This is a genomic window from Cupriavidus taiwanensis, from assembly GCF_900250115.1.
In the GTDB taxonomy this organism is placed as follows: domain Bacteria; phylum Pseudomonadota; class Gammaproteobacteria; order Burkholderiales; family Burkholderiaceae; genus Cupriavidus; species Cupriavidus taiwanensis_B.
Genome location: NZ_LT984803.1, coordinates 1,541,546 through 1,562,872 on the forward strand (window position 1 = coordinate 1,541,546; position 21,327 = coordinate 1,562,872).

Genomic DNA, 21,327 nt, shown 5'->3' on the forward strand with positions numbered 1-21,327 from the left:
CAATCCGGAACGCATCAGCCCGATATCCACATCCCCTGAGCCACAACCCCAGCGTCAGGCGGCAGCCACACTTCCCGGCCTCGAACTCCAGGCCACATGCACATACGTCAGCATCCGCGCGCCCTCATATCCGCGCGCAGGCACCAGCGCGCCGCTGGCCACTTGATAGGCCACGACCGCATACAAAGTCTTTTCCGGGGAATACCGATCCCGCAAAGGGAGGTGGGGATGGAGCCGGCGCCAGCCGGGGGCGGCGCCGTCCAGGGTGGCCCAGGCCAGTGCGCAATAGCACAGGCCCCGGGACGAGAGATGCCAGAGCTGCCAGTAGCGGCCGGTCTTCTGCACGCGCTGCATCCTGGATGGCTGCAGGCCGGCGGGGGCGACCGGCACGCGCGCTTACTGGATCTTGGCCTTGTCCTTCAGCGACTTCATCATGGCCTGGAACTGCTCGCGCTGCCAGTTCTGGTCGCCCATCAGCATCTGCGTCAGCTGCGGCTTCACTTCTTCGAACGACGGGATCTTGGCGTCGCGCACGTCGAGCAGCTCGATGATGTGCCAGCCGAACTGGGTCTTGACCGGGGTATCGGTCATCTGGCCCTTCTTCAGGCCGGTCATGGCGGCGGAGAATTCGGGCACGTAGCTGCTGCTGTTGGCCCAGTCCAGGTCGCCGCCGTTGGCGCCCGATCCCGGATCCTTGGACGAGGTCTTGGCGATCTCCTCGAACTTGGCGCCGCCCTTGATCTTGGCGATGATGGCCTTGGCGTCGGCTTCCTTTTCCACCAGGATGTGGCGGGCATGGTATTCCTTGCCGTTGCCAAACTGCGACTTGATCTTGTCGTATTGCTTGCGCAGCTCGGCGTCGCTGGCGCCATGGCTCTTGACGTAGTCTTCGAACACCGCGCCGGCCAGCACGTTCAGGCGGGCCTGTTCCAGTTGCTCCTGCACGTCGTCGCGCTGGGTCAGGCCGCGCTTGTTGGCTTCCTGCACGAGCAGTTCGCGGTCGATCAGCATGTTGCGGGCGCGCGTGCGCAGCTCCGGGCTGTCGGGCTGGCCGGTGCCGGCGATCAACTTGTCCAGCTTTGCCGACGGAATGGCCTTGCCATTCACGACGGCGGCATTCTGGGCGATGGCCGGCAGGCTGCCGGCAGCAAGCACAGCCGCCAGGCTGAACGAGAGGACGGTGGTCTTCATGGAATCAGGTCTGAGAGTTGCTGGAAGAATCGCGTGACGATGCGAGGGATTGTGCGCGGGACTGGTACTCCTGGTCGGTGAACGCAGTCACGGCGAGGGCGTGGATCTGCGTGGGGAACAGACCGCGCAGCGCATCATACACCATGCGGTGTCGGGCAACCCGGTTGTGACCCGCAAAGCGCTCGCTGACGATTGTCACGTCGTAATGTCCGCCGCCGGACGCGGCGCCGGCGTGTCCGGCGTGCAGCGCGCTGTCGTCGCGCACGGCCAGGTGGCTGGGGGCGAGCGCTGCGCGCAGCATTGCCTCGATCGTAGCGGGATCGGCTGCCATCAATGGTTTCCTTCGGTTCTTGGAGGCGGGACGGGGCGCGGCGGCGCCGTCAGTCCTGGGTGTTTTCGGGCATGTGGCGCGACAGCCAGACGCTCTGCGCGACGATGAAGACCAGCATCAGCCCCATGCTGCCGAACAGCTTGAAGTTGACCCAGGCCTCGGTCGAGAACTGGTAGGCCACGTACAGGTTGAGCACGCCCATGGCGGCGAAGAAGCCGGCCCAGGCGAGGTTCAGCCGCGCCCACACCGGATCCGGCAGGGACACCTGCTTTTCCATCATGGCGCGGATCAGGTTCTTGCGCCACACCAGCACCGAGCCCAGCAGCGCGGCCGCGAACAGCCAGTACAGCACGGTCGGCTTCCACTTGATGAAGGTCTCGTTGTGCAGCACCAGCGTGGCGCCGCCGAAGACCGCGATGATCAGCAGGCTGATCCACTGCATCGGTTCGACCTTGCGGTGGCGGAACCAGACCCAGCCGATCTGCAGCACCGTGGCGCCGATGGCCACGGCGGTGGCGGTGTAGATGTCGGCCAGCTTGAATGCGGCAAAGAAAAGGATGACCGGGAACAGGTCGAACAGGAATTTCATGCGGGTCCAGGTTGTGCCCGGCGGCATGGCCGGGCAATTCGGGCGTCAGGGCTGTGGGTCGCGCTTGGGCGCGTCGCCAGCGTGGGCATCATCCGCCGCACGCTGCGCCGGGTCGCGATCGTCGAATTTTAACGCAGCCGAGTTGATGCAATAGCGCAGCCCGGTCGGCGCCGGGCCATCCTCGAACACGTGCCCCAGGTGGCTGCCGCATTCCTTGCAGCGGACTTCGATGCGCGTCATGCCGTGGCTGTGGTCGACATGCTCGGCGATGACCTCGCCGTTGATCGGGCGGAAATAGCTGGGCCAGCCGCAGCCGGCATCGAACTTGGTGGCGGATTCGAACAGCGGCGTGCCGCAGCCGACGCAGTGGTAGATGCCCTGGTCCCAGTGGTCCCAGTAGCGGCCGGTGAACGGGCGCTCGGTGGCGGCTTCGCGGGTGACGCGGTATTCGATCTCGGAGAGTTGTGCACGCCACTCGGCGTCGGTCTTGGTGGTGGTCATGGTTGTCCTCGCGGTGTTCCCTTGGAGTAGCAGGCCGGTCAGTCGTTCAGCGCCCGTCGCCGGTCCTTGCCGCTGATCCTTGCCGCTGGTCCTCGGCATTGGTCCTCGGCGTTCGTCGCCGGAAATGCGCGAACCTTACACCGGCTTGCGCCGGCTTGCATGCGCGCGCATCGCAGCGCCGGCTTCAAGACGAGCAGCTGACCTCCAGCCCCGCGGCCCAGTCCGGCGGCAGCGCGGCGTAGTGCTCGGCCTCGGGCTGTTCGTCGAACGGGCGCGACAGCACCGCCAGCAGCCGGTCCACCTCGCTGAAGTCCTTGTCCTCGCGCGCACGGCGGATGGCGGTCTCGGCCAGGTGGTTGCGCAGCACGTATTTGGGGTTGACCGCCAGCATTTCCAGCTCGCGGGCGGCATCGTGCGATTGCTCGGCGCGCAGGCGCACGCGGTAGTCGGCCACCCAGGCGTCGAAGGCCGCGCGGTCGAGGAACAGGTCGCGCACCGGCGCGTCGCGCGAGGCATCGGTGGCCGAAATGCCGCACAGCTTGCGCCAGAACAGCGTGTAGTCGACGCGCTGGCCGTGCAGCAGCTGGAACAGGCTGGTCAGCAGCGGCTCGTCGGTCTTGTCGTCGCCGCCGGCGGGGGGGCGCAGGCCCAGCTTGGCGCGGTAGTGGCGGAAGAACGCCGCGGCGTAGCGCTCGCGGAACGGGTCCAGCGCGGCGCGCGCGGCTTCGACCGCGGCATCGCGCGCGGCTTCCTGGTCAGCCTGCGCGGGCGGCAGCCACAGCGGCAGCAGCGCCTGCGCCAGGCAGTGCAGGTTCCAGAACGCCACCTGCGGCTGCTGGCTGTAGGCGTAGCGGCCCTGGGTGTCGGAGTGGTTGCAGATATGGTTGGCGTCGAACGCGTCGAGGAAGCCGAACGGGCCGTAATCGATGGTCAGGCCCAGGATCGACATATTGTCGGTGTTCATCACGCCGTGGCAGAAGCCCACCGCCTGCCAGTGCGCGATCAGGTCGGCGGTGCGCAGCGAGACCTCGCGCAGCAGCGCCTGGTAGGGCTGGCTGTCGTCGCGGCAGGCGGGCATGAAGTTATCGATGACGAAGTCAGCCAGCTTGCGCAGCGCGGCCACGTCGTCGTGCGCGGCGAAATGCTCGAAGTGCCCGAAGCGGATGAAGGTGGGCGACAGCCGGGTCACCACCGCGGCGGTCTCGATGGTCTCGCGCCGCACCGGCGCGTCAGAGCCCATGATCGACAGCGCACGCGTGGTCGGCACGCCCAGCGCGGCCATGGCCTCCGAGCACAGGTACTCGCGGATCGAGGAGCGCAGCACCGCGCGTCCGTCGGCCATGCGCGAATAGGGCGTCAGGCCCGCCCCCTTGAGCTGGATTTCCCAGGGACCGGTGTCGGTCTGCGCCTGCGCCAGGCGGATGGCGCGGCCGTCGCCGAGCTGGCCGGCCCAGACTCCGAACTGGTGCCCGGAATAGACCGTCGCCAGTGGCTCGGCCCAGTCCGGCACCTGGTTGCCGATGAAGGTGTCGATGAAGTCCTGCCGGCTGCCGACGCCGGCATCCCAGCCCAGCAGCGCCGCGGCCGCCGGCGCCACGCTCACCAGGTATGGCGACGGCAGCGGCGTCGGACGCAGGCGCGTGAAGAAGTGCGGGCCCAGTTCGGCAAAGCCGGGCGCGGTCGGGAAGGGCAGCGGCAGGGTCGCCGGCGTGGCGGTATCGGCAACGGCTTGCGGAGCGTGCGGCGGGGGCGTGTCGGGCATCGCGTAGGGGCGCTCGGGCGCCGGGTGGCAGTGCGCTTTCGGTGCCCTCGGTGCGGTACCGCGGCACGCGTTCGAGGCGGTGCGGCGCGGCATGCGGAAGGCACGAAAATGCGATGGTGGCTAGGGAAAACGACATGTTGAGGTGCAACATGCCACGCAGTATTGTACGTCCTCAACGGTACCAGACCGCGGCACAGACTGCGCCCGGCCAGACATGCCGCCATGCACCGCAAGGTTATTTCCCGCCTTCACTTAGCCCATGAATCCGGTGCATGGACTTCCGCAGAATTGCGGCCCCGACGAAAGCAGCGCGACGACAGTACGGCAGTGCACGACCGGATCGGCTCCATGCCGATGCCATAGATGCGAACGACCGTCCAAAAATAGAACGGTTGTTCGTTTTTCGGTGGAACAGAACAGCATTCAGGAGGCAGGTTCATGGCATTGATGGGTCAAATGATGAGCGCACCGCTGCTCATTTCCTCCATCATCAAACACGCCGCGCGTTATTACGGCAGCACCGAGATCGTCTCGCGGCGCACGGAGGGCGACCTGCATCGCCATACGTACCGCGACTGCGAGCTGCGTGCCCGCAAGCTGGCGCAGGCGCTTGGCGCGCTCGGCGTGAAGCAGGGCGAGCGCGTCGGCACGCTGGCCTGGAACGGCTACCGCCACCTCGAGGTCTACTACGGCGTGTCCGGCATGGGGGCCGTCTGCCATACCGTCAATCCGCGCCTGTTCCCCGAGCAGATCGCCTATATCGTCAACCACGCGGAAGACGGCTATATCTTTTTCGACCTTACCTTCCTGCCGCTGGTCGAAGGCGTGGCCCCGCATTGCCCCAACGTCAGGGGCTGGGTGGCGATGACCGACCGCGCGCACATGCCGGCCGAAGCCAAGGTGCCGCTGCTGTGCTACGAGGAACTGCTCGAGGCCCAGGACGGCAACTACCAATGGCCGCAGTTCGACGAGAACCTCGCGTCGAGCCTGTGCTACACCTCGGGCACCACCGGCAATCCGAAGGGCGCGCTGTATTCGCACCGCTCCACGGTGCTGCACTCCTATGCCTCGGCCATGCCGGATGCGCTCGGCTGCTCGGCCAGCGACGTGATCCTGCCGGTGGTGCCGATGTTCCACGTCAATGCCTGGGGCCTGCCGTATTCGGTGCCGCTGGTCGGCGCCAAGCTGGTGCTGCCGGGGCCCAAGCTCGACGGCGCCTCGCTCTATGAGCTGTTCGAGCAGGAGCAGGTGACCTTCTCCGCCGGCGTGCCGACGGTGTGGCTGGGCCTGCTGCAGCACGTACAGGCCAACCAGCTCAGGTTCTCCACCTTCCGTCGCACCGTGATCGGCGGCTCGGCCGCGCCGCCGGCGATGATCCGCGCGCTCGAGGCGCACGACGTGGAGGTGATCCACGCCTGGGGCATGACCGAGATGTCGCCGCTGGGCACCGCAAGCAAGCTGCTGGCCAAGCACCACGACCTGCCCGACGCCGAGCGCCACAAGATCCAGGAAAAACAGGGCCGCGTGATCTACGGCGTCGACATGAAGATCATCGACGGCGAGGGCAAGGAACTGCCGTGGGACGGCAAGGCCTTCGGCGACCTGCTGGTGCGCGGGCCGTGGATCATCGACCGCTATTTCCGCAATGACGCCAGCCCGCTGGTCGACGGCTGGTTCCCCACCGGCGACGTCGCCACCATCGATGCCGACGGCTTCATGCAGATCACCGACCGCAGCAAGGACGTGATCAAGTCCGGCGGCGAATGGATTTCGTCGATCGATATCGAGAACGTCGCCGCGGCGCATCCCGCGGTGCATATGGCGGCCTGCATCTCCGCCTACCACCCCAAGTGGGACGAGCGCCCGCTGCTGGTGGTGGTGAAGAAGCCCGGCGCCGAGGTCAGCCGCGAGGAACTGCTTCAGTTCTTCGAGGGCAAGGTCGCCAAGTGGTGGATTCCGGACGACGTGGCCTTTGTCACCGAGATTCCGCTGACCGCCACCGGCAAGATGCAGAAGCTGCGGCTGCGCGAGCAGTTCAAGGACTACAAGCTGCCGACGGCCTGAGGCCGGCGGGCCAGCATCCGGTGCGCCGGCCGGCTTGCGGCACGGCGCTGCCGGGGCCGGCCGCGCGGCGCGAACAGGAGGGCGCCACGCGTCCGGCCGCATCGACGACATCGAACCATAAGCCACGACAAGAGTGAAGGAGACAGGTATGACGAAAATGCGTCCGCTGGTGGCCGGTGTGGCCACGTTTGCCGCACTGGGTTCTGCGCTGGTTTCGGGGTCCGCACTCGCGGATACGGTGAAGATCGCCTTTATCGATCCGCTCTCGGGGCTGATGGCCCCGGTTGGCCAGAACCAGCTCAAGAGCTGGCAGTATGTGGCCGATGTCGCCAACCAGAAGGGCTGGGCCGGCCCGCACAAGTTCGAGGTGGTGGGCTTCGACAACAAGCTGTCGCCGCAGGAAAGCCTGACCATCCTCAAGCAGGCGATCGACCAGGGCATCCGCTACGTGGTGCAGGGCAACGGCTCGTCGGTCGGGCTGGCGCTGCAGGATGCGGTGGCCAAGCACAACGAGCGCAACCCCGGCAAGGAGATCGTCTACCTGAACTACGCCGCGGTGGATCCGGACATGACCAATGCCAAGTGCAACTACTGGCATTTCCGCCTGGACGCCAACTCCGACATGAAGATGGAGGCGCTGACCACCTTCCTGGCCAAGGATCCGAACGTCAAGAAGGTCTACCTGATCAACCAGAACTACTCGTTCGGCCACCAGGTGGCGCGCGCCGCCAAGGACTACCTGAAGCGCAAGCGCCCGGACATCCAGATCGTCGGCGAAGACCTGCATCCGCTGGCGCAGGTCAAGGACTTCGCGCCCTACGCGGCCAAGATCAAGGCCTCCGGCGCCGACACCGTGATCACCGGCAACTGGGGCAGCGACCTCGCGCTGCTGATCAAGGCCGGCAAGGACGCCGGCCTCGCCACCAACTACTACACCTACTACGCCGGCACCACCGGCGTGCCGACCGCCATGGGTTCGGCCGGCGCCGAGCACGTCAAGTACGTGGGCTACTACAACCCCAACAACAAGGGCTTCCGCGGCGCCGACATCATCGAGGGCTACAAGAAGAAGTACAACGACGACTTCTACGTGATGGCCTCGTACACCGGCATTGCCATGCTCAGCAAGGCGATCAAGGACACCAACTCGACCGACCCGGTCAAGGTGGCCAAGGCGCTCGAAGGCATCAAGGTCGACAGCATGAACGGCACGGTCGAGATGCGCAACACCGACCACCAGGCGCAGCAGTCGCTGGTGGTGGCCACCTGGACCAAGGTCGACGGCAAGGAAGTCAAGTACGACCAGGAAAACACCGGCTACGGCTGGAAGACCAACGCGCTGATGGACCAGTACGTGTCGGCCCAGCCGACCTCGTGCCAGATGAAGCGGCCGGGCTGATCCTTGCGGGAACGCGCGGCCGCGCTGGCAAGGTGGCCGCGCGGCCTGCATACTTCCGGTCTTTCCGGCCGGCATTCCGGTCTTTGTCTCAGACCATAACGGGGCGTTTCCGGGGGCGATGTCCGTCCCCGGGGGCGGCGCTCACCCCCGATCGACCCCGATCGACCCGGACCGATGCCGGCATGCCCGCGCGTGGCGGCACCAGCTTGAAGGACACGCTGTGGAATTCTTCGTCATCTCACTGCTGAACGGCATCAGCTACGGGCTGCTGCTGTTCATGCTGTCGTCGGGCCTTACGCTGATCTTCAGCATGATGGGCGTGCTCAACTTTGCCCATGCCAGCTTCTACATGCTGGGCGCCTACTTTGCCTACACCATCGCCAGCAAGGCCGGCTTCTGGCCGGCGCTGATCTTCGCGCCGCTGCTGGTGGCGGGCGCGGGCGCGCTGGTGGAGCGCTTCGGCCTGCGCACGGTGCACAAGTATGGCCATGTGGCCGAGTTGCTGTTTACCTTCGGCCTGGCCTACCTGATCGAGGAGGGCGTCAAGCTGGTGTGGGGCCTGGCCGCGGTGCCGTACCGGATTCCGGCCGAACTGGACGGGCCGCTGTTCACGGTGTTCACGTCGTCGTTCCCCAAGTACCGCGCCTTCATGATGCTGGTGTCGCTCGGCATGCTGGTGGCGATCTACCTGGTGCTGACCCGCACCCGCATCGGGCTGGTGATCCAGGCCGCGCTGACGCATCCGGAAATGGTCGAGGCGCTGGGCCACAACGTGCCGCGCGTGTTCATGATGGTGTTCGGCGGCGGCGCCGCGCTGGCCGGGCTGGCCGGCGTGATCGGCGGCAACGCCTTCGTCACCGAGCCGTCGATGGCCGCGGCGGTGGGGTCGATCGTGTTCGTGGTGGCGGTGGTGGGCGGCATGGGGTCGCTGGTGGGCGCGTTCATCGCGTCGATCCTGATCGGCGTGCTGCAGACCTTCGCGGTCACCATCGACGCCTCGCTGGCGGGCCTGCTGACCGGCCTGGGGCTGGCGGTGAGCGAGGCCACGCCGTTCTATTCGCTGTGGAAGCTGACGGTGGCCCAGGTGGCGCCGGTGCTGCCGTACCTGCTGCTGGTGGTGATGCTGATCTTCCGCCCGCGTGGACTGATGGGAACCCGGGAGAGCTGACGCCATGGAGCAAGCGATGCAACAACCCCGCGATCCGGTGGCGACCGGCCGCACCCTGCGCTACCGCCCGCTGAACCTGGCGCGCTGGATCATCTGGAGCCTGACGGTGCTGGTCATGCTGGTGCTGCCGCTGTACTTCACCGGGGGTTTCGCCATTACGCTGATGTCGCAGATGGGCATCATGATCATCTTCGCGCTGTCGTACAACATGCTGCTGGGGCAGACCGGCATGCTGTCGTTCGGCCATGCGGTGTATTCCGGGCTGGGCGCCTTTATCGCCGTGCATGTGCTGAACATGGTCGGCGCCGGCAAGATGTGGCTGCCGGTGTCGATGCTGCCGCTGGTGGGCGGCCTGGCCGGCGCGTTCTTCGGCGTCATCTTCGGCTACGTCACCACCAAGAAGGCCGGCACCACCTTCGCCATGATCACCATGGGCATCGGCGAGATGGTCTTTGCCAGCTCGCTGATGTTTCCGGAGTTCTTCGGCGGCGAGGGCGGCATCTCCACCAACCGCGTGGTCGGCGACCCGTTCCTCGGCATCAGCTTCGGGCCCGGGCGCCAGGTCTACTACCTGATCGCGGCGTGGTGCCTGGTGTCGATGGTGGCGATGTACGCCTGGACCCAGACGCCGCTGGGCCGCATCGCCAACGCGGTGCGCGACAACCCCGAGCGGGTCGAGTTCATCGGCTACAACACCCAGCGCGTGCGCTACCTGGTGCTGATCCTGTCGGCGTTCTTCGCCGGCATCTCCGGCGCGCTGGCGGCGATCAACTTCGAGATCGTCTCGGCCGAGAACGTCAGCGCGGTGCGTTCCGGCGGCGTGCTGCTGGCGGTATTCATCGGCGGCGCCGGGGTGTTCTTCGGGCCGGTCATCGGCGCGGTGGTGTTCGTGCTGTTCGCGGTGGCGCTGTCGGACCTGACCAAGGCCTGGCTGCTCTACCTGGGCCTGTTCTTCGTGCTGATGGTGATGTTCGTGCCGGGCGGCCTGGCCAGCCTGCTGCTGATGCAGCTGCCGCTGCTGGGCAAGGGCAAGCTGGGCCGCATGCTGCCGTACTACGCGCGTGCCGGCGGCGCCGGCGTGGTGCTGCTGCTGGCCATGATCGTCACGGTCGAACTGGTCTACAAGGTCCAGGTCGACAGCGCCAACGGCACCGCCATGAAGCTGTTCGGCATCGGCTTCGATGCCGCCACCTGGGCCCCGTGGCTGGCGGCCGCGGCGCTGTGGGCGGTGGGGCTGGCGGCGTGGCGGCTGGCGGTGCGCGCGTCGCGCGCGCAATGGGACAAGGTGCAGGCAGAAATCGCAGGAGGCAGGGCATGAGCGCGGCGGCACTGGAACTGACCGATGTACGCAAGAAGTTCGGCCAGACGGAAATCATCCGCGGCGTGAACCTGAGCATCCCCAAGGGCGAGCGCCATGCGCTGATCGGCCCCAATGGGGCCGGCAAGTCGACCACCTTCAACCTGATCTCGGGCCGCTTCGCGCCGAGCAGCGGCACGGTGCGCCTGAACGGCGAAGAAATCGGCGGGCTGCAGCCCTTCGTCATCAACCGCATGGGGCTGTCGCGCAGCTTCCAGATCACCAATATCTTCCACCGGCTGTCGGTGTTCGAGAACCTGCGCTGCGCGGTGCTGTGGTCGCTCGGCTACAAGTATTCGTTCTGGCACCGGCTCACCGGCCTGCGCGACGCGCGCGAACGCGCCGAGGACGTGCTCGAGCTGATCGGCATGCAGCATCGCCGCGATACCCAGGCCGGCCTGCTCACCTATGCCGAGCAGCGCGCGCTGGAAATCGGCATCACCATCGCCGGCGGCGCCGAGGTGATCCTGCTGGACGAGCCCACCGCGGGCATGAGCCGCTCGGAATCGGACCACGCGGTCGAGCTGATCCGCAAGGTCACGGTGGGCAAGACGCTGGTGATGGTCGAGCACGACATGAGTGTGGTGTTCGGGCTGGCCGACCGCATCTCGGTGCTGGTCTACGGCGAGGTCATCGCCACCGATACGCCGCAGGCGATCCGCACCAACCGCAAGGTCAAGGAAGCGTACCTCGGCACCACGCTCGACGAGGCCACCACCGAAGGAGCGCACTGATGGGCAAGCGCATGCTGGAAGTCACGGGCCTGCACGCCTACTACGGCAAGAGCCATATCCTGCACGGCGTCGACGCGCATATCGACGAGGGCGAGATCGTGGCGCTGCTTGGGCGCAACGGAGTCGGGCGCTCGACCATGGCCAAGGCCATCCTCGGCATGGTCAAGGCCGAAGGGTCGGTCAGGTTCCGGGGCGAAGAGATCCTCGGGCGGCGCACCTTCGAGATCGCGCATCTCGGCATCGGCTACGTGCCGGAGAACCGCGACATTTTCCCGACGCTGACGGTGCGGCAGAACCTGCTGCTGGGCGAGAAGCGCAACCCGCGCCAGCCGAAGCCGCGCTGGACCGTCGAAGACATGTTCAAGATGTTCCCGCGGCTCAAGGAGCGCGAGAACACCTCAGCCGGCGTGCTCTCCGGCGGCGAGCAGCAGATGCTGACGCTGTGCCGCACGCTGATGGGCGATCCCGACCTGGTCCTGATCGACGAACCCACCGAAGGGCTGGCGCCGATGATCGTGGCGCTGGTGGGCGATTACCTGAAGACGCTGAAGGAACGCGGCGTTTCCGTGCTGCTGATCGAGCAGAAGCTGGCGATTGCGCTGGATATCTCGCAGCGCGTTTACGTCATGGGCCACGGGCATATCGTGTTCGAGGGTACGCCGGCTGAGTTGAAGGCGAACGGGCAGGTGAGGAAGGAGTGGCTGGAGGTGTAGGACCAAGCCCTTATTTCCCCCGTTCCGTAAACTCAAACGGCATATCCTCATACGCAATCAGCCGCGATCCGGTAACCAGCCGATATCCCAGCCACAACACCAGAAACACCGGCACGCCAATATAGGTAGCGACGATCTCCGGCCACCGGTTGGGGATGTCCGCGAAAGCCTGGTAATTCTGACCCCCGATAATCACCAGGCACAGCACCGCCGAAAAGATCGGCCCGAACGGATACAGCGGCGAGCGGTAAGCGAGCTTGCCAGGGTCATGCCCCTGGTGCGCCATGCCCTGGCGGAAGCGATAGTGGCTGACGGCGATGCCGAGCCAGGCGATGAAGCCGGTCATGGCCGAGGTGTTGAGCAGCCACAGGTACGCGGTCTTGTTGCCGAGCAGCGAACTGAGGAAGCACAGCGCGCCGATGCCGGTGGTCGCCAGCAACGCACAGAACGGCACGCCGTTCCGCGTCAGCCGGGCGAACACGCGCGGCGCGCGGCGGCTGGCGGCGAGGCCATACAGGATTCGCGTCGACACGTACATGCTGGAGGTGCCCGCCGACAGCAGCGCGGTCAGCACCACCGCGTTCATCAGCCCGGCGGCGGAGGCCAGCCCGGCGTGGCGGAACACCAGCGCGAACGGGCTCACGCCGACGTCGGTCACGTCGTTGCGCAGCAGGTTGGGGTCGGTATAGGGGATCAGCACGCCGATCACCAGGATCGCCAGCACGTAGAACAGCAGGATGCGCCAGAAGGTCTGGCGGATCGCGCGCGGAATCGTGATGGCAGGCCGTTCGGCCTCACCGGCGGCGACGCCGACGGTTTCGGTGCCGAGGAAGGAAAAGCCCGCGATCATGGCCACGCCGAACATGGCCGGGATGCCGCCGACGAAGGGCGCGTCGCCGGTGGTGAAGTTGTGCCAGCCGGACTGCGGGCCGCCCCGCATGATGCCGAAGATCATCAGCAGGCCCACGCCCAGGAACACCACCACGGTGACCACCTTGACCAGCGCGAACCAGTACTCGGCCTCGCCGAAGCCGCGCACCGAGAACGCGTTGAGCCCGAACATCAGCAGCAGGAAGCCGGCGCTCCAGAGCACCCCGGGCACGTCGGGTAACCAGTACTGCATCACCAGCTGCGCCGCGGTCAGTTCGACCGCGATGGTCACCGCCAGGCTGAACCAGTAGTTCCAGCCCAGCGCGAAGCCGAAGCCTTCGTCGACATAGAGCGCGCTGTAGGTGACAAAGGAGCCGGCCACCGGCATGTGCACCGCCAGCTCGCCCAGGCTGGTCATCAGGCAATAGACCATCAGGCCGAGCAGCATGTATATCAGCAGCGCGCCGCCGGGGCCGGCCTGCGCGATCGAGGCGCCCGAGGCCACGAACAGGCCGGTGCCGACCGCGCCGCCGACCGCGATCATGGTCAGGTGGCGGGCCTTGAGCTTGCGCTGGAGGTCGTCGTGTTCGACCACCGGGTGCTGGTGTTCCTGCACCCGGGCAGGGTGTTCGGATGAAGTATGGATGGGGGAAGACATCAGGGTCGCCGGACCTTCCGCCGCCCGGCGTCTGGTGAAGGCCGGGGGCAAAAAACGAAAAGCCGCGAGTCTACCGTGTCTGTCCGGCCGATTTTCCCGTACCGGTCAAATAAAGTCCGATACTGGTCTGGGGGCGTCGTGCGCGCAGGACGGCAAAGTGGCTTGACCGGCATCGCGGACGGCTTCCTTGCTGTGGTTAAGCAGCGGCTCCATGCAGCGCGATCAGGGGCGACATTCGCGTTGCGCATGGCCCCGTAAATGTTCGGAAATTAAAATTGAACGACCGTGCTATTTTGTGTATGCTTGTTTCGCCCAGGCGCCGGAGTGCGTTGCAGGGCGCGGGAAAGCGGCAACTCTGGTCAAGGGTTAACCCACCCATGACAGCCGCCACCCGGGGCGCCGGCCGCAGCCGGCACGCCCGCGCTGCATAAAACATTCATTCGAGAATTCGAATCCCGAGACAATACTTTCGTAAAGGAACCAGCATGACAGCGCAGTATCAGGTTCAGGACGGCGTAGCCGTCATCACGCTCGACAATCCCCCTGTCAACGGCCTGGGTCACAGCACCCGGCTTGGCATCGTCGAAGGCATGACCCGTGCGCTGGACGATGCCGCCGTCAAGGCCGTCGTCATCACCGGCGCCGGCAAGGCTTTCTCGGGCGGCGCCGACATCCGCGAATTCAATACGCCCAAGGCCATGCAGGAGCCGACCCTGCACTCGGTGATCCGCGTGCTGGAAGCGTCGTCCAAGCCGGTGGTCGCGGCCGTGCACTCGGTCGCGATGGGCGGCGGCCTGGAACTGGCGCTGGGCTGCAACTACCGCGTGGCCTCCAAGGGCGCGCAGATCGCGCTGCCGGAGGTCAAGCTGGGCCTGCTGCCCGGCGCCGGCGGCACGCAACGCCTGCCGCGCGTGATCGGCCTGGAAGCCGCCGCCAACATGATCGTGTCGGGCACCGCGGTGCCGTCCGAGAAGTTCGCCGGTACCAAGCTGTTCGACGAGATCGTCGACGGTGACGTGCTGCCCGCGGCGGTCAAGTTCGCCCAGAACGTCGGCGCCGCCAGCGGCCCGCATCCGAAGGTGCGCGACCTCAAGGTGCGCCACGAAAACGCGGAAGGCTACCTCGGCTTCGCCCGCAACACCGTGGCCGCGATGGCCAAGAACTTCCCGGCGCCGCTGAAGTGCCTGGAAGCGGTGGCCGGCTCGCTCAAGCCGTTCGAGCAGGGCCTGAAGCAGGAGCGCGAGGGCTTCCTGTTCCTGGTGACCACGCCGGAATCGCGCGCGCTGCGCCACGCCTTCTTTGGCGAGCGTGCCGCCAGCAAGATCCCCGACGTGCCCGAAGGCACCCCGGTGCGCAAGATCGAGAAGGTTGCCGTGATCGGCGCCGGCACCATGGGTGGCGGCATCAGCATGAACTTCCTCAACGCCGGCATCCCGGTCACCATCCTGGAAACCAAGCAGGAAGCGCTGGACCGCGGCGTCGGCATCATCCGCAAGAACTACGAGAACAGTGCCAAGAAGGGCAAGCTCACGCAGGAGAAGGTCGAGCAGCGCATGGGCCTGCTGAGCACCACGCTGTCCTATGACGACATCAAGGATGCCGACATGGTCATCGAGGCCGTGTTCGAGGAAATGGGCGTCAAGGAAATCGTCTTCAAGAAGCTGGACGAAGTGATGAAGCAGGGCGCCATCCTGGCTTCGAACACCTCCACGCTGGACGTCAACAAGATCGCCTCGTTCACCAAGCGTCCGCAGGACGTGGTCGGCATGCACTTCTTCAGCCCGGCCAACGTGATGAAGCTGCTGGAAGTGGTGCGCGGCGAGAAGACCGGCAAGGACGTGCTGGCCACGGTCATGCAGATCGGCAAGAAGATCAAGAAGACCGCGGTGGTGTCGGGCGTGTGCGACGGCTTTATCGGCAACCGCATGATCGAGCAGTACAGCCGCCAGGCCGGCTACCTGCTGGACGAAGGCGCGCTGCCGGAACAGGTCGACAAGGCCATCGAGAAGTTCGGCTTTGCCATGGGCCCGTTCCGCATGGGCGACCTGGCCGGCAACGACATCGGCTGGGCCATCCGCAAGCGCCGCGCCGTGGACAAGCCGGACATCCAGTACTCCAAGACCGCCGACCTGCTGTGCGAGATGGGCCGTTACGGCCAGAAGACCGGCGCGGGCTGGTACGACTACAAGGCGGGCGACCGCAAGCCGTACCCGAACCAGCAGGTCAACGACATGATCGTGCAGCACTCCAAGGACCTTGGCATCACGCGCCGCAAGATCTCTGACGAAGAGATCGTCGAGCGCCTGGTGTTCGCGCTGGTCAACGAAGGCGCCAGGATCCTGGAAGAGGGCATTGCTTCCAAGGCCTCGGATATCGACATGGTGTACCTGACCGGCTACGGCTTCCCGCTGTTCCGCGGCGGCCCGATGCTGTACGCGGACCAGGTCGGCCTGTACAACGTGGCGCTGGCAATGAAGCGCTACGCCAAGGGCTACCACGGCGAAGCCTGGCAGGTCGCGCCGCTGCTGCAGAAGCTGGCGGACGAAGGCAAGGGCTTTAACGGTTAATACGCCACGAGGGTTCAGCCTGGAGCTGAGATGAACACCACCATCGGACCGGACGATTGCCTGCTGGTGATCGACGTGCAGAACGACTTCATGCCGGGCGGCGCGCTTGCCGTGCCCAGCGGCGATGAGGTGGTGCCCGTCATCAACCGGCTGGCGCGCGCGTTCGGGCATGTGGTGGTGACGCAGGACTGGCATCCGGCCGCGCACGTTTCATTCGCGGCCAACCATGCCGGCACGCAGCCGTTCCAGATGCTTACGCTGCCGTATGGCGAGCAGGTGTTGTGGCCGGTGCACTGCGTGCAGGACACACCCGGCGCCGCGCTGCATGCGGGCCTGCACGTGCCGCACGCCCGGCTGGTGATCCGCAAGGGCCACCATGCCGACGTGGACAGCTACTCCGCCTTCCTTGAAGCGGACCGCACCACGCGCACCGGGCTGGCAGGCTACCTGCGCGAGCATGGCGTGAAGCGCGTGTTCTGCGCCGGGCTGGCGACGGACTACTGCGTGGCCTGGAGCGCGCTCGATGCGCGCGCCGCGGGCTTCGAGGCCGCGGTGATCGAGGATGCGTGCCGCGCCATCGACCTGCGGGGGTCGCTGGCCAGGGCATGGCAGGACCTCGGCGCCGCCGGCGTCGCGCGTGTCATGTCCGCGGATGTGCTCAAGGGCCAGGGCTGAACCGAACCACCGAACTGATCGACACAAGATTCCGAGGAGCAACACATGAACGAAGCAGTCATCGTATCCACCGCACGTACCGCGCTGGCAAAGAGCTGGAAGGGCGCCTTCAACATGACCCACGGCGCCACGCTGGGTGGCCACGCCGTGCAGCACGCCATCGCCCGCGCCAGGATCGAGGCCGCCGAAGTGGAAGACGTGCTGATGGGCTGCGCCAACCCGGAAGGCGCCACCGGTGCCAATATCGCGCGCCAGATCGCACTGCGCGCCGGCTGCCCGGTCACCGTGCCCGGTGCCACCGTCAACCGCTTCTGCTCGTCGGGCCTGCAGACCATCGCCATGGCGGCGCAGCGCGTGATCGCCGATGAGGGCGACATCTTCGTCGCCGGCGGCGTGGAGAGCATCTCGTGCGTGCAGCAGGAGATGAACCGCCATATGGTCCAGGAAAGCTGGCTGACCAAGAACAAGCCGGAAATCTACTGGAACATGCTGCAGACCGCCGAGAACGTGGCCAAGCGCTACAGCATCTCGAAGGATCGCCAGGACGAGTACGGCGTGCGCAGCCAGCAGCGCGCCGCCGCCGCGCAGGAAGCCGGCAAGTTCAAGGACGAGATCGTGCCGATGACGGTGCTTGCCGGCGTCGCCGACAAGTCCACCGGCCAGCTGGTGACGAAGGAAGTCACGATCTCTGCCGACGAAGGCATCCGCGCCGACACCACGCTGGAAGGCGTGGCCAAGATCCGCAGCGCGGTGCCGGGTGGCGTGATCACCGCCGGCAATGCCTCGCAGTTCTCGGACGGCGCCTCGGCGGCCGTGGTGATGAATGCACGCGTGGCCGAGGCCAAGGGCCTGCAGCCGCTGGGCGTGTTCCGCGGCTTTGCCGTGGCCGGTTGCGAGCCGGACGAGATGGGCATCGGCCCCGTCTTCGCGGTGCCCAAGCTGCTGAAGAAGGCCGGCCTGAAGGTCGAGGACATCGGCCTGTGGGAGCTGAACGAAGCCTTCGCCGTGCAGGTGCTGTACTGCGCCGACAAGCTGGGCATCCCGATGGACCGCCTCAATGTCAACGGCGGCGCGATTGCGGTGGGGCATCCGTATGGTGTGTCGGGTGCGCGCCTGGTCGGCCATGCGCTGATCGAGGGCAAGCGCCGTGGGGTGAAGTATGTGGTGGTGACGATGTGCATTGGCGGCGGGCAGGGAGCTGCCGGTCTGTTCGAAGTTCTGTAACGACCGACCGCTTGTTTGCTCTCCTCTCCCGCCTGCGGGAGAGAGGCCGGGGGAGAGGGCGGGAGCTCGCAGTACCGACGCGCGTCCCTTCGTGGCCACGCCGGCCCTCTCCCCATCCCTCTCCCGCAAGCGGGAGAGGGAGCCCGCCATTGGTCATCCAAAGCAAAGCGTTCTTCAAGCGCTACGCCGTCCCGAGAACAGAAAAAAATTGCGAGCGCCCCACGCAGCGCTCCGCCTGGAGACACCATGTCGATGATCCTTTCCCGCCGCGACCTGAACTTCATTCTGTATGAATGGCTCAAGGTCGACGAGCTGACCCGCATTCCGCGCTACGCCGACCACTCGCGCGAGACCTTCGATGCCGCGCTGGATACCTGCGAGAAGATCGCCACCGACCTGTTCGCGCCGCACAACAAGAAGAACGACCAGCACGAACCCGAATTCGACGGCGAGACCGTCACCATCATCCCCGAGGTCAGCACCGCGCTGAAGGCCTTCTGCGAGGCCGGCCTGATGGCCGCCGGCCAGGACTACGAGCTGGGCGGCATGCAGCTGCCGGTGGTGGTCGAGAAGGCCGGCTTCGCCTACTTCAAGGGCGCCAACGTCGGCACCAGCTCCTACCCCTTCCTGACCATCGGCAACGCCAACCTGCTGCTGACGCACGGCACGCCAGCGCAGGTCGAGACCTTCGTCAAGCCGGAGATGGCAGGGCGCTTCTTCGGCACCATGTGCCTGTCGGAGCCGCAGGCCGGCTCGTCGCTGTCGGATATCACGACGCGCGCCGAATATGAAGGCGAATCGCCGCTGGGCGCGCAATACCGCCTGCGCGGCAACAAGATGTGGATTTCCGCCGGCGAGCACGAACTGTCGGACAACATCGTCCACCTGGTGCTGGCCAAGATCCCCGGCCCGGACGGCAAGCTGATCCCGGGCGTGAAGGGCATCTCGCTGTTTATCGTGCCCAAGTACCTGGTCAACGAGGATGGCTCGCTGGGCGAGCACAACGACGTGGTGCTGGCCGGCCTGAACCACAAGATGGGCTACCGCGGCACCACCAACTGCCTGCTGAATTTCGGCGAGGGCATGAAGTACCATCCGGGCGGCAAGGCCGGCGCCATCGGCTACCTGGTAGGCGAGCCGCACAAGGGCCTGGCCTGCATGTTCCACATGATGAACGAGGCGCGCATCGGCGTGGGCCTGGGCGCGGTGATGCTCGGCTATACCGGCTACCTGCATGCGCTGGACTATGCGCGCAACCGTCCGCAAGGCCGTCCCGTCGGCCCCGGCGGGAAGGACGCGGCCAGCCCGCAGGTGAAGCTGGTCGAGCACGCCGATATCCGCCGCATGCTGCTGGCGCAGAAGAGCTATGTCGAGGGCGGCCTGGCGCTGAACCTGTACTGCGCGCGGCTGGTGGACGAGGAAGAGGCCGCTGGCGCCGCCGGCGACCAGGAAGCGCATGCGCGCCTGGCGCTGCTGCTCGACATCCTGACCCCGATCGCCAAGAGCTGGCCGTCGCAATGGTGCCTGGAGGCCAACAACCTGGCGATCCAGGTGCATGGCGGCTACGGCTACACCCGCGAATACAACGTCGAGCAGTTCTACCGCGACAACCGCCTGAACCCGATCCACGAAGGCACGCATGGCATCCAGGGCCTGGACCTGCTGGGCCGCAAGGTGGTGATGAAGGATGGCGCCGCGTTCAGGCTGCTGGGCGAGCGCGTGCAGGCCACCATCGGCCGCGCGCTGGGCGCGGACGATGCCGAACTGGCGCGGCAGGCGCGCTCGCTCGGCGCCGCTGCCGCGCGCCTGGCCGAAGTGACCCAGGCGCTGTGGAGTGCCGGCGATGCCAACGTGACGCTGGCCAACGCCTCGGTCTACCTTGAAGCCTTCGGGCACGTGGTGGTCGCGTGGATCTGGCTGGAGCAGGCGCTGCTGGCACAGGTGGCGCTGGCGCGGGACAGCGGCAAGGAGGACCAGGACTTCTATCGCGGCAAGCTGGCGGCGGCGGCGTACTTCTTCCGCTTCGAGCTGCCCAGGGTCGGCCCCCAGCTCGACTTGCTGGCATCGCTCGACCGCACCACGCTGGACATGCAGGACGCCTGGTTCTGATCGCTGGTTCTGATCGCTTGCCACATCATTCAAAGACAACCAAGGAAGAGACAACATGCGCACCATCCAGCAACTGTTTGACCTGAAGGGCAAGACCGCGCTGATCACCGGCGGCTCGCGCGGCCTTGGCCTGCAGATCGCCGAGGCATTGGGCGAGCAGGGCGCGCGTATCGTGCTGTCGGCGCGCAAGGCCGACGAGCTGCGCGCGGCGCAGGAACACCTGAAGGGCCTCGGCATCGAGGCCGACTGGATCGCCGCCGACGGCTCGCAAGAGGCGGACATCGCGCGCCTGGCCGACGAGGCCATCGCCAGGCTCGGTCACGTCGACATCCTGGTCAACAACGCCGGCGCCACCTGGGGCGCGCCGGCCGAAGACCATCCGGTGGAAGCGTGGGACAAGGTGATGAACCTGAATATCCGCGGCCTGTTCCTGCTGAGCCAGCGCATCGGCAAGCTGTCGATGATCCCGCGCCGCTACGGCCGCATCATCAACGTGGCGTCGATCGCGGGCCTGGCGGGCAATCCGCCGGGGTCGATGGAGACCATCGCCTACAACACCTCGAAGGGCGCGGTGGTCAATTTCACCCGCACGCTGGCGGCGGAGTGGGGCGAGCACAATATCACCGTCAATGCGCTGGCGCCGGGCTTCTTCCCGTCCAAGATGACCAAGGGCTCGCTCGAGCGCATGGGCGTCGAGGCCATGTGCGCCGGCGTGCCGCTGCACCGCCTGGGTGACGACGAAGACCTCAAGGGCGCCGCGCTGCTGTTCGCCAGCGATGCCGGCAAGCACATCACGGGTCAGATCCTGGCGGTCGACGGCGGCGTCAGCGCGGTCTGAGCGACTGCCGTCGTTTGCGGCAATAATGCGGGGTCGGCGCCGGCGGGCAAACTGCCGGTGCCTCTCCAACCCCCACTCCCATTCGCATTGCCATGAACCAGTACACCGGCTCCCTGAGCCATATCCCGTTCCTCGCCGAGCTCGGCGTGACCTGTAGCCTGGCCGAGGGCGGGCGCAGCGAGATCTCGCTGCCGACCGAAAAGCGCCACCAGAACAGCTGGGACATGGCCCACGGCGGCGTGATCATGACGCTGCTCGACGTGGCCATGGCGGTGGCCGGGCGCAGCAGCGATGCCGACGGCCGCGGCGTGGTCACCATCGAAATGAAGAGCAGCTTCATGGCGCCGGGCCGCGGCCACCTGACCGCGCGCGGCACCACCGTGCACCGCACCACCACCATGGTGTTCTGCGAGGCCGAGATCGTCGATGCCGACGGCAAGACCGTGGCGCGCGGCTCGGGCACGTTCAAGTACATCCGGCGCATGCCGCCGCAGCGCCCCGGCGAAACCGATACCGGCGCCGACGGCTGAGCGCCGGCGCAGGACAGGCGGGGCGCTCATGTGCCGGATTGCCCCGC

Annotated in this window: 19 protein-coding genes; 12 read left to right on the forward strand and 7 right to left on the reverse strand. The window is 66.5% G+C overall.

Translation table 11 applies throughout. The annotated features are described in order from the left end of the window. Window positions 1–54: 54 nt before the first annotated feature. From CBM2586_RS07405 to CBM2586_RS07430, 6 genes are all read right to left on the reverse strand, one after another. Entirely contained in the window at window positions 55–354 is a 300-nt protein-coding gene (locus tag CBM2586_RS07405; RefSeq protein ID WP_115687134.1) for a hypothetical protein, read from the reverse strand. Between the two features lie 42 nt (window positions 355–396). Then, on the reverse strand, window positions 397–1,191 hold the full coding sequence (locus tag CBM2586_RS07410; RefSeq protein WP_115687135.1) for a peptidylprolyl isomerase: 795 nt from the start codon (window positions 1,189–1,191) through the stop codon (window positions 397–399). Between the two features lie 4 nt (window positions 1,192–1,195). Continuing rightward, complete coding sequence (locus CBM2586_RS07415) at window positions 1,196–1,522, reverse strand: BolA family protein (protein WP_115662202.1); 327 nt, start codon at window positions 1,520–1,522, stop codon at window positions 1,196–1,198. A 49-nt stretch (window positions 1,523–1,571) separates the two neighbouring features. Continuing rightward, entirely contained in the window at window positions 1,572–2,111 is a 540-nt protein-coding gene (locus CBM2586_RS07420) for a septation protein A (RefSeq protein WP_115663757.1), read from the reverse strand. A gap of 45 nt (window positions 2,112–2,156) precedes the next feature. Next, window positions 2,157–2,612: a peptide-methionine (R)-S-oxide reductase MsrB gene (msrB, locus tag CBM2586_RS07425; protein WP_115687136.1), complete on the reverse strand. Its 456-nt coding sequence runs from the start codon at window positions 2,610–2,612 to the stop codon at window positions 2,157–2,159. A gap of 184 nt (window positions 2,613–2,796) precedes the next feature. Next, entirely contained in the window at window positions 2,797–4,374 is a 1,578-nt protein-coding gene (locus tag CBM2586_RS07430) for a protein adenylyltransferase SelO (RefSeq protein ID WP_115687137.1), read from the reverse strand. A 438-nt stretch (window positions 4,375–4,812) separates the two neighbouring features. On the opposite strand from CBM2586_RS07430, the gene CBM2586_RS07435 reads away from it, so the two are divergent. The 6 genes from CBM2586_RS07435 (at window position 4,813) to CBM2586_RS07460 (ending at window position 11,809) form a co-directional block, all read left to right on the forward strand. Further along, window positions 4,813–6,438, forward strand: coding sequence for a 3-(methylthio)propionyl-CoA ligase (locus tag CBM2586_RS07435; RefSeq protein WP_115687138.1), 1,626 nt, complete (start codon window positions 4,813–4,815; stop codon window positions 6,436–6,438). A gap of 148 nt (window positions 6,439–6,586) precedes the next feature. Further along, on the forward strand, window positions 6,587–7,837 hold the full coding sequence (locus CBM2586_RS07440; protein ID WP_115662198.1) for a branched-chain amino acid ABC transporter substrate-binding protein: 1,251 nt from the start codon (window positions 6,587–6,589) through the stop codon (window positions 7,835–7,837). A 220-nt stretch (window positions 7,838–8,057) separates the two neighbouring features. After that, window positions 8,058–9,005 (forward strand): branched-chain amino acid ABC transporter permease, encoded by a 948-nt coding sequence (locus tag CBM2586_RS07445; RefSeq protein WP_115662197.1) that lies wholly within the window; start codon window positions 8,058–8,060, stop codon window positions 9,003–9,005. A 4-nt stretch (window positions 9,006–9,009) separates the two neighbouring features. Then, a complete protein-coding gene (locus CBM2586_RS07450; protein ID WP_115662196.1) occupies window positions 9,010–10,323 on the forward strand; it encodes a branched-chain amino acid ABC transporter permease in 1,314 nt (437 codons plus the stop codon). Next, a complete protein-coding gene (locus tag CBM2586_RS07455) occupies window positions 10,320–11,096 on the forward strand; it encodes an ABC transporter ATP-binding protein (RefSeq protein WP_115662195.1) in 777 nt (258 codons plus the stop codon). The genes CBM2586_RS07450 and CBM2586_RS07455 overlap by 4 nt, the downstream gene beginning before the upstream one ends. Continuing rightward, window positions 11,096–11,809 carry an ABC transporter ATP-binding protein gene (locus CBM2586_RS07460; protein WP_115662194.1) on the forward strand — a complete coding sequence of 238 codons (714 nt, stop codon included), beginning with the start codon at window positions 11,096–11,098 and terminating at the stop codon, window positions 11,807–11,809. Before CBM2586_RS07455 ends, CBM2586_RS07460 begins: the two co-directional genes overlap by 1 nt. A gap of 10 nt (window positions 11,810–11,819) precedes the next feature. On the opposite strand, the gene CBM2586_RS07465 is transcribed toward CBM2586_RS07460, so the two are convergent. Then, complete coding sequence (locus tag CBM2586_RS07465) at window positions 11,820–13,337, reverse strand: amino acid permease (protein ID WP_115662193.1); 1,518 nt, start codon at window positions 13,335–13,337, stop codon at window positions 11,820–11,822. 485 nt (window positions 13,338–13,822) lie between these two features. On the opposite strand from CBM2586_RS07465, the gene CBM2586_RS07470 reads away from it, so the two are divergent. From CBM2586_RS07470 to CBM2586_RS07495, 6 genes are all read left to right on the forward strand, one after another. After that, window positions 13,823–15,904, forward strand: a complete 2,082-nt coding sequence (locus CBM2586_RS07470; RefSeq protein ID WP_115687139.1) for a 3-hydroxyacyl-CoA dehydrogenase NAD-binding domain-containing protein — start codon at window positions 13,823–13,825, stop codon at window positions 15,902–15,904. A 30-nt stretch (window positions 15,905–15,934) separates the two neighbouring features. Next, on the forward strand, window positions 15,935–16,579 hold the full coding sequence (pncA, locus tag CBM2586_RS07475; protein WP_115662191.1) for a bifunctional nicotinamidase/pyrazinamidase: 645 nt from the start codon (window positions 15,935–15,937) through the stop codon (window positions 16,577–16,579). A gap of 45 nt (window positions 16,580–16,624) precedes the next feature. Further along, window positions 16,625–17,803, forward strand: coding sequence for an acetyl-CoA C-acyltransferase (locus tag CBM2586_RS07480; RefSeq protein ID WP_115687140.1), 1,179 nt, complete (start codon window positions 16,625–16,627; stop codon window positions 17,801–17,803). Between the two features lie 246 nt (window positions 17,804–18,049). Continuing rightward, window positions 18,050–19,912: an acyl-CoA dehydrogenase gene (locus CBM2586_RS07485; RefSeq protein ID WP_115687141.1), complete on the forward strand. Its 1,863-nt coding sequence runs from the start codon at window positions 18,050–18,052 to the stop codon at window positions 19,910–19,912. Window positions 19,913–19,967: 55 nt separating this feature from the next. Beyond that, window positions 19,968–20,750: an SDR family oxidoreductase gene (locus CBM2586_RS07490; protein ID WP_115662188.1), complete on the forward strand. Its 783-nt coding sequence runs from the start codon at window positions 19,968–19,970 to the stop codon at window positions 20,748–20,750. A 92-nt stretch (window positions 20,751–20,842) separates the two neighbouring features. Beyond that, a complete protein-coding gene (locus CBM2586_RS07495; RefSeq protein ID WP_111521010.1) occupies window positions 20,843–21,280 on the forward strand; it encodes a PaaI family thioesterase in 438 nt (145 codons plus the stop codon). Window positions 21,281–21,327: the final 47 nt, after the last annotated feature.